Origin of the sequence: Streptomyces sp. SID13726, assembly GCF_010548375.1 — a bacterium.
Classification (GTDB): domain Bacteria; phylum Actinomycetota; class Actinomycetes; order Streptomycetales; family Streptomycetaceae; genus Streptomyces.
In genome coordinates this window covers 1-8283 of record NZ_JAAGLY010000052.1, presented here as the reverse complement: position 1 = coordinate 8283, position 8283 = coordinate 1, and the positions used below count along the sequence as shown (strand labels likewise).

Genomic DNA, 8283 nt, shown 5'->3' with positions numbered 1-8283 from the left:
AACATATCTGGCGTTGATTTTTGGCACGCTGTTGAGTTCTCAAGGAACGGACGCTTCCTTTGTACTCACCCTCTCGGGCTTTCCTCCGGGCTTTTCCCTTCGGTCTTGCGTTTCCGACTCTATCAGACCGTTTCCGGTTCCAATTTCCTCGGTGCTTTCCAGGTTCCCGCTCTCGCGTTTCCCTTTCCGGCGGTTCCGACTCTATCAGATCCTTTCGGGCCTGACTCCCAGTCAGCGGGGCTTGCCTTCCCGGCCGTTGGGCCGTTCCGACGTCTCAAACCTTAGCGGATTCTCGTGGCGGTCCCAAATCGAGGGGCCGCGTCCAAATCGAATTGAATTCGGGCACGCCGAATTCATCCCGGCTGGGAGATCGGGCTGATGGTTTTGAGTTGCCGCTGTCGCGGCGGAGGTGCTACCGAGGAACCGTTACGGCTCCGTGGCAACCCGAAGAACTTTACGGATCGAGCCGAGGGCTGTCAAGCAGCCCATGTCAAGATCTTTTAATCGAGGTCGCTCAGACGCCCGCCGGCGTCCGGCTGCGCGTGCTCCACCCTACGCAGGAGCCGGGTGAGGACGTCGCCGAGCGTGGTGCGCTCCTCCGGGGAGAGGTCCTGGAGCAGGTCCTCCTCGAAGACCGTGGCCATCCGCATCGCCTCCAGCCACTTCTCGCGGCCCTCGACGGTCAGCTCCACGATCACGCGGACCCGGTTGGACTCGTCCCGCTCCCGGGTCACCAGTCCCTCCGCGAGCATGCGGTCGATCCGGTGGGTCATCGCGGCCGGCGTGAGGCCGAGGCGCTTGGCGAGGTCGCTCGGGCCCATCCGATAGGGGGCGCCGGAGAGGACGAGGGCCTTGAGGACCTCCCACTCCGCGTTGCTCATCCCGAGGGCCGCGGTCTGGCGGCCGTAGGCGACGTTCATCCGGCGGTTGAGGCGGGAGAGCGCCGAGACGATCTGCTCGATCTGGGGGTCGAGGTCCTGGAACTCGCGCTGGTAGGCGGCGATCTGCTCTTCGAGCGTCGGCTCGGGCATGCCAGGGGTCTCGGCCATGGCCGCAGTATGGCACGCGGGCACTTTGCTTTGAAGTCCTTCGCTATGTACTCTTTAGCTTCGAACTTTAGCTTTGAAGTCTTCACATCTAACTAGTGAGAGAGGTGAACGTGACCAGGGCGATGGGCGCAGCGATGCGCCGGATCCACGTGGGCAACGCACTCAGCGCGTTCGGGCTCGGTTTCACCGTCCCCTACCTGTACGTCTACGTGGCGCAGGTGCGGGACCTTGGAGCCATGACGGCGGGGCTCGTCCTCGCCGTCTTCGCCGTGGCGGCACTGATCGTGCTGCCGTTCGCCGGGCGGGCCATCGTCCGGCGCGGCCCGCTGCCGGTGCTGCTCACCGCTCTGGTCACGGCCGCGATCGGCGCGCTGAGTCTGGGGCTCTCCGCCCACGCGCCCACCGTCCTGCTGTCGGCGGCGGCGCTCGGAGCCGGGCAGGCCGTCATGCAGCCGGCGCTGGCGACGATGATCGTGGACTGCTCCACCGCGGAGACCCGCTCGCGGGTGTTCGCGACGCAGTTCTTCCTCCAGAACCTCGGGCTCGGCGTTGGCGGCCTCATCGGCGGACACCTCGTCGACACCACGAGCGCCGCGTCCTTCACTGTGCTGTTCGCGATCGAGGCGGCGATGTTCCTGCTGCTGGTGGTCCTGATGGCGACCGTACGACTGCCGCGCTCGCCGCGGATCGAGGGTGCGCCGAGCCAGTCCGCCAAGGGCAGCTGGAAGCAGCTGCTCGGGAACCGCGCCATGGTGCAGCTGTCCGTGCTGGGCTTCGTGCTGTTCTTCGCCTGCTACGGCCAGTTCGAGTCGGGTCTGAGCGCGTACGGCGTCGAGGCCGCCGGCATCTCGACCTCCGCGCTGGGCACGGCCCTGGCCGCGAACACCGCGATGATCGTGGTGGCGCAGTTCGCCGTGCTGCGGTTCGTCGAGCGGCGCAGGCGGTCCCGGGTGATCGCCATGGTCGGACTGATCTGGGCGGTGGCGTGGGTCACCGCGGGCTACGCGGGCCTCGGACACGGCAGCCAGGAGATGGCCACGGCCGCGTTCGTGTCGACGTACGCCCTCTTCGGTCTCGGTGAGGCGATGCTGTCCCCGACCGTCGCCCCGCTGGTCGCCGACCTGGCGCCGGAGGGCATGGCCGGCCAGTACAACTCCGCCTTCGCCCTGGTGAAGCAGCTCGCCCTGGCGGTGGGCCCGGCGGTGGGCGGTCCGATGGGGGCCTCCCTGCACACCCCGTACATCGTGACGTTCCTGCTGTTCTCGCTGGGGATCACCTATCTGGCGATACGCCTGGGCAGGGAGCTCACCCCGGTGCAGAACCAGCCGTTCCTGAGGAAGAGCCGGGTCGTGGCCCAGGGCGGAGCGCAGACGGAGTCGGTGGTGGCCTAGCCACGGCTCCCCAGGGGCGCGGGGAGCTGTGCGAACAGCCCCTGCGCACCCGCAACCGGCATCGATCGGACACCCCTAGGGCGCTACCCCTTCGGCAGCACGAACTCGCACCAGACCGCCTTCCCGCCGCCCGGCGTCCGGCGCGATCCCCAGTTCGAGGCGACCGTCGCCACTATGGCGATCCCCCGCCCCGACTCGTCCCCCGGCTCCGCTCTCCGGCGCCGGGGCAGATGGTCGTCCCCGTCCGTGACCTCGACGATCAGCCGCCGGTCGGTGCGGCGGAGCCTTAGCCGCATCGGGGGCGTCCCGTGCTGGAGGGAGTTGGCCACCAGCTCGCTCACGGCCAGCACGCCCAGGTCGTGCAGCTCGATCGGGAACCGCCAGCTGGTGAGCACGCCGGAGGCGAACGCACGCGCGCGTGGCGCCGCCTCGACGCCGCCCAGGAGTTCCAGCGCGGCGTTGCGGAAGAGTTCGCCGTCGGGGCCGGTGCGGGCCGGGTGCTGCATGACCATGACGGCCACGTCGTCGTCGTGCTCCGCGGTGACGCCGGCCGAGCGGACCAGGCGGTCGCAGATCACCTGAGGGGTGCCGGTCGCGCCGGCCAGGGCGGGGTGCAGGGCGGCGATGCCCTCGTCCAGGTCCTCGTCACGGCGTTCCACCAGGCCGTCGGTGTACAGCACCGCCGTGGAGCCGGGGCCGAACGGGATCGAGCCGGACGCGTGCATCCAGCCGCCGGTGCCCAGGGGCGGGCCGGTGGGTTCGTCGGCGCGCTGGACGGCGCCGCTCTCGTCGCGGACCAGGATCGGCAGGTGGCCGGCCGAGGAGTAGACCAGCTTTCCCTCGTTCGGGTCGTGGATGGCGTACGCGCACGTGGCGATCTGGTTGGCGTCGATCTCCATGGCGAGGCCGTCGAGGAGCTGGAGGATCTCGTGCGGGGGCAGGTCGAGGCGGGCGTACGCGCGGACTGCCGTACGGAGTTGGCCCATGACCGCCGCCGCGCGCACCCCTCGGCCCATGACGTCGCCGATGACCAGGGCCGTGCGGCCGCCGCCGAGGGTGATGACGTCGTACCAGTCGCCGCCGACCGCGGCCTCGGTGCCGCCGGGCAGGTAGGTGGCGGCGATGCGCAGGTCGTCGGGTTCCTCCAGTTCCTGTGGGAGCAGGGAGCGCTGGAGGGTGACGGCGGTCTCGCGCTGGCGGCGCTCGCTGGCTCTGAGGCGCTCGGCGGCTTCCGCGTGGTCGGTGACGTCGGTCGCGAAGACGAGCACTCCGCCGTCGCCTTCCGTCACCGGGGTGCAGGTGAAGGTGTAGGAGCGGCCGTCGGGGGCCTTGCGGGACTTGAGGGTGCGCGGCTTGCCGCTGCGCAGGACCTGGTCGAGGAGCGGGAGGAGGCCGATCTCGTCGAGCTCCGGGAGGGCGTCGCGGGCGGGTTCGCCGGTCTGGCGCAGGCCGAAGGCGACCACATAGGCGTCGTTGACGTAGGCGAGGCGGTGGTCGGGGCCGTGGACGAGGGCGACGAGGGCGGGGACGCGGTCGAGGACCTCACGGACCGGGAGCTCGTCGACGGCGGGGACCGGCACGGTCAGTTGCTCGGCGCGGGCGGCGGGGACCGCGCCCTCGCTCAGCCGGTCCTCGGTGACCAGGTCGTCGGTCCGCGCTGCGGCGCGGCGCTGCGTTCCGGGGAGGCGGGCGCTCCAGCGCGTGAAGTTCACGAATCCTTGCCTCGTGTCGTCGTCTTCGGCGTCTTCGGGCCGGCTCCGGGCCCGGCCGGTGGGCTGGGGACGGCAGCCCGGGGGTGCAGCACGGTGGGAAGACCTCTTGGGTTCGAGGGGCGGGCGGCTGCCCGTCCGAGGTCGGGCATCAGTGTGGCAGGGGGCCGACCTGGTCGACATCCGTCAGACGCCGGGGCGGTCCGTGGAGTTCCTCGGTCCGGTCAGGACGACCCCTTCGGGTCGTTCGTGGGGTCGTGAGGAGGCTTTCCACCGGCCGCGAGTTCGAACTCCGCTCGGGGATGTTCGAGTGAACCGAGGGAGACGATCTCCCGCTTGAAGAGCCCGGACAGGGTCCATTCGGCCAGCACGCGGGCCTTGCGGTTGAAGGTGGGGACCCTGCTGAGGTGGTAGACGCGGTGCATGAACCAGGCAGGGTAGCCCTTCAGCTTGCGTCCGTAGACCTGCGCGACACCCTTGTGGAGGCCCAGGGAGGCGACCGAGCCGACGTACGCGTGCGCGTACGTCTCCAGGGGCTCGCCGCGCAGCGCGTGCGCGATGTTGTCGCCGAGCACCTTGGCCTGGCGTACGGCGTGTTGGGCGTTGGGGGCGGTCTCCTTGCCGGGTTCGTCGGCGGTGACGTCGGGGACGGCGGCCGCGTCTCCGGCCGCCCACGCGTGCGTGGCGCCCTCGACGGTGAGCTGGGGAGTGCACTTCAGCCGGCCGCGCTCGTTGAGGGGGAGATCCGTGGCGGCGAGGAGCGGGCTGGGTTTGACGCCGGCCGTCCATACGACCGTACGGGTGGGAAAGCGGTTGCCGTCGCTGAGGACGGCCACGCGGTCGACGCAGGACTCCAGGCGGGTGTTGAGCCGTACGTCGATGTTGCGGCGGCGCAGTTCGGTGACCGTGTAGCGGCCCATCTCCTCGCCGACCTCGGGCAGGATGCGGTCCGAGGCCTCGACGAGGATCCACTTCATGTCGTCGGGACTGACGTTGTGGTAGTAGCGCGCGGTGTAGCGGGCCATGTCCTCCAGCTCGCCGAGCGCCTCCACGCCCGCGTAGCCGCCGCCCACGAAGACGAAGGTGAGGGCCGCGTCGCGGATCGCGGGGTCGCGGGTGGAGGAGGCGATGTCCATCTGCTCGATGACGTGGTTGCGCAGCCCGATGGCCTCCTCGACGGTCTTGAAGCCGATGCCGTGGTCGGCGAGGCCGGGGATCGGCAGGGTGCGCGCGATCGAGCCGGGGGCGAGGACGAGTTCGTCGTACGACAGCTGCTCGCCGCCCGTGCGCTCCTCCTCGGTGGCGAGGGTGGTGACGGAGGCGGTGCGTTTGGCGTGGTCGACGGCGGTGGCCTCGCCGACGACGACCTTGCAGCGGTCCAGGACCCGGCGCAGCGGTACGACGACATGGCGCGGGGAGATCGATCCGGCCGCCGCCTCGGGGAGGAACGGCTGATAGGTCATGTACGGGTCGGGGGTGACGACGGTGATCTCGACTTCGTCCCGGTCGAGTTCCCGTTTCAGCTTCCGCTGCAGACGCAGCGCGGTGTACATCCCGACGTAGCCGCCGCCGACAACCAGAATGCGCGCACGTTCCTTCACCATCCCATGACGCACCCGGCGCTTGAGTTTGTCCACAGCCTCGACAATTTGTGTGACCGGAGTTCATCGGCGCGCCGGGTCGGCCCGATCCTCGGGGTGCGTGGAAGGTCCGCAGGTCAACGGGTGTGCGCCGGGCGGGTGGAGGGGGTGCAATCGGGGCGTTTGCCCCTCGTACTCCGATCGGGGGGCGCTCCGTGCGGAACCTGCCCCTTCTGAATTGACCCCCACTCAACTATGTTCGTGTGTCGACGGGGTGTAGGGGGATGCGCTCCGGGTCCGCGACGGGCGGACTCGCGAAACGGGCTTGTTCCGCACGCTCCGGCTTTCGATGGCGGGGAGAGTCTCCGGGGGGAGACGTCATTACCGGGGGAACATTTATGCACATTCAGGACTCTCATTGGTCTACGGCGTCCGCCATCGCACCCGGTGGCGGTGCGATGGGGACGACGATGAGCGCGGCGGGCCACGGACGCGGAGACGGATCGCGTTCGACCCCCCTGCGCGTGGACGCACAGCGCAATCTGGAGCACGTACTGCGTGCGGCGCGCGAGGTCTTCGGCGAGCTGGGCTACGGCGCGCCGATGGAGGACGTGGCGCGGCGCGCGCGGGTCGGGGTCGGCACCGTGTACCGGCGCTTCCCGAGCAAGGACGTCCTGGTGCGCCGGATAGCCGAGGAGGAGACCTCCCGGCTGACCGACCAGGCACGGTCGGCGCTCGGCCAGGAGGACGAGCCGTGGTCGGCGCTCTCGCGCTTCCTGCGCACCTCGGTCGCGTCCGGCGCCGGGCGGCTGCTGCCGCCGCAGGTGCTGCGGGTCGGGGTCGCCGACGAGGGCGAGGGCTCGGAGTTCGACGCGGCGCGGGTGCCGCAGCAGCGGACACAGCCGGGCACGGGTGAGCTGCGGCTGGTGCCGGAGGAGCCCGTGCTGGGCCCCGACGACGACGCCGGGGCGGCGGCGCTGCTCGAGGTCGTGGGCCAGCTCGTGGACCGGGCGCGTGCGGCCGGTGAGCTGCGGACCGACGTGTCGGTGTCGGACGTCCTGCTGGTGATCGCCACGGCCGCGCCCTCGCTGCCGGACGCGGCGCAGCAGGCGGCGGCCTCGGCACGGCTGCTGGACATCCTGCTGGAGGGGCTGCGCTCGCGACCGGTGTGATGCGGGCGTGATGCGGGCGTGACTCGAAAGGGTGACAGCGGGGTGCGGCCGGGTCCCGGCCGCACCCCGCGACATTCCGGCGCTTTTCGGGCGGGCGGACCAACACCTGCACCCGCTGCGACAGTTGAGTCTTCCCCATACGGGTGACGCTCAGTACTGCTTTGCGGGAAGTCCCCACGGACGAGTGGATGGGCCGTACTGCAGGGCACTGACCAAAAGCCAATATGGCACTCTGACCCGGTGTTCGGGACTGGTTGGGCTGGCGGCGGGGGCATTCCGCGATGAGCGTTGACGGGCGGAACGAGCCACTCGGTGAGGGCGAGGGCGACGCCGACGGCACCCCGCAGGTGCCGGAGCAGGGCGGCCGGGCGGGCGTCCCGCAGGCCGGCATCCCGGCCCAGGGCGGGGAACCGGTCGAGGGCAGCGTGCCCGCGCAGCGCGACCGGCGCGAGGACGGCAGCGTCCTGCCGCCGCCCAGGGAGATGCCGCCCTCCGACGCCGACCTGATCGAGCGGATGCGCTCCGGCGACGACAGCGCCTACGAGGAGCTGTACCGCCGCCACGCGGACGCCGTGCGCCGCTACGCCCGCACCTGCTGCCGGGACGCCCACACCGCCGACGACCTCACCGCCGAGGTCTTCGCCCGCGTGCTCCAGGCGGTGCGCGGCGGCCACGGCCCCGAGCACGCCGTACGCGCCTACCTGCTCACCAGCGTCCGCCGGGTCGCCGCGGGCTGGACCAAGTCGGCGAAGCGGGAGCAGCTCGTCGACGACTTCGCGGTGTTCGCCGCCCAGGCCGCGCGCACCTCCGAGGTCTCCGACGACGACACCCTGGACCTCGGCGCCGACGTACGCGCGATGCACGTGGCCGAGCAGTCCATGGCCATGCAGGCCTTCCGGTCGCTGCCCGAGCGCTGGCAGGCGGTGCTGTGGCACACCGAGGTCGAGGACGAGTCGCCCAGCGACGTCGCCACGCTCTTCGGGCTCGACGCCAACGGCACCCGGGTGCTGGCCAGCCGCGCCCGCGAGGGCCTCAAGCAGGCCTATCTCCAGGCCCATGTCAGCGCGACCCTCGCCACCGACGAGGAGTGCGCCCGCTACGCCGACCGGCTCGGCGCCTACGCCCGCGGCGGGCTGCGCACACGTGCCGAACGGGGGCTGCGCAAGCACCTGGAGGAGTGCGCCAAGTGCCGGCTGGCCGCGGGCCAGATCAAGGAGGTCGCCAGCGGTATCCCGGCCGTCGTACCGCTCGCGGTCATCGGCTGGTTCGGGGCCGCCGGGTACGCCAAGGCCATCGGGCTCATCGCCGGGGGCGCCGGAGCGGGGGCGGCCGGTGCCGCGGGCGCGGCCGCCGCGGCGAGCGGGGGTTCCTCGGGCGGGGCG

6 protein-coding genes are annotated in these 8283 nt (G+C 71.1%); 3 read left to right on the top strand and 3 right to left on the bottom strand.

What is annotated here, in order from left to right:
- Window positions 1-500 precede the first annotated feature (500 nt).
- Window positions 501-1049 (bottom strand): MarR family transcriptional regulator, encoded by a 549-nt coding sequence (locus tag G3I78_RS46250; RefSeq protein WP_164436515.1) that lies wholly within the window; start codon window positions 1047-1049, stop codon window positions 501-503.
- A 122-nt stretch (window positions 1050-1171) separates the two neighbouring features.
- Between G3I78_RS46250 and G3I78_RS46245 the strand changes: the two genes are divergently transcribed.
- Window positions 1172-2440 carry an MFS transporter gene (locus G3I78_RS46245; RefSeq protein ID WP_164436517.1) on the top strand — a complete coding sequence of 423 codons (1269 nt, stop codon included), beginning with the start codon at window positions 1172-1174 and terminating at the stop codon, window positions 2438-2440.
- Window positions 2441-2523: 83 nt separating this feature from the next.
- Here the strand turns inward: G3I78_RS46245 and G3I78_RS46240 are convergent, their stop codons facing one another.
- Together G3I78_RS46240 and G3I78_RS46235 are read right to left on the bottom strand one after the other, a co-directional pair.
- Window positions 2524-4152, bottom strand: coding sequence for a SpoIIE family protein phosphatase (locus G3I78_RS46240; protein WP_164436514.1), 1629 nt, complete (start codon window positions 4150-4152; stop codon window positions 2524-2526).
- Window positions 4153-4373: 221 nt separating this feature from the next.
- On the bottom strand, window positions 4374-5753 hold the full coding sequence (locus G3I78_RS46235; RefSeq protein WP_164436512.1) for an NAD(P)/FAD-dependent oxidoreductase: 1380 nt from the start codon (window positions 5751-5753) through the stop codon (window positions 4374-4376).
- 374 nt (window positions 5754-6127) lie between these two features.
- Here G3I78_RS46235 and G3I78_RS46230 point away from each other — a divergent pair, with 374 nt between their 5' ends.
- A complete protein-coding gene (locus tag G3I78_RS46230) occupies window positions 6128-6901 on the top strand; it encodes a TetR/AcrR family transcriptional regulator (RefSeq protein ID WP_164436510.1) in 774 nt (257 codons plus the stop codon).
- Between the two features lie 281 nt (window positions 6902-7182).
- Window positions 7183-8283: sigma-70 family RNA polymerase sigma factor (locus G3I78_RS46225; RefSeq protein WP_164436508.1), on the top strand; the 1101-nt coding region annotated here is incomplete at its 3' end.

Bases quoted from the DNA above. Each gene is read 5' to 3' on its own strand.
- G3I78_RS46250 (WP_164436515.1), bottom strand. From the start codon at position 1,049: ATGGCCGAGACCCCTGGCATGCCCGAGCCGACGCTCGAAGAGCAGATC.
- G3I78_RS46245 (WP_164436517.1), top strand. From the start codon at position 1,172: ATGGGCGCAGCGATGCGCCGGATCCACGTGGGCAACGCACTCAGCGCG.
- G3I78_RS46235 (WP_164436512.1), bottom strand. From the start codon at position 5,753: ATGGTGAAGGAACGTGCGCGCATTCTGGTTGTCGGCGGCGGCTACGTC.
- G3I78_RS46230 (WP_164436510.1), top strand. From the start codon at position 6,128: ATGCACATTCAGGACTCTCATTGGTCTACGGCGTCCGCCATCGCACCC.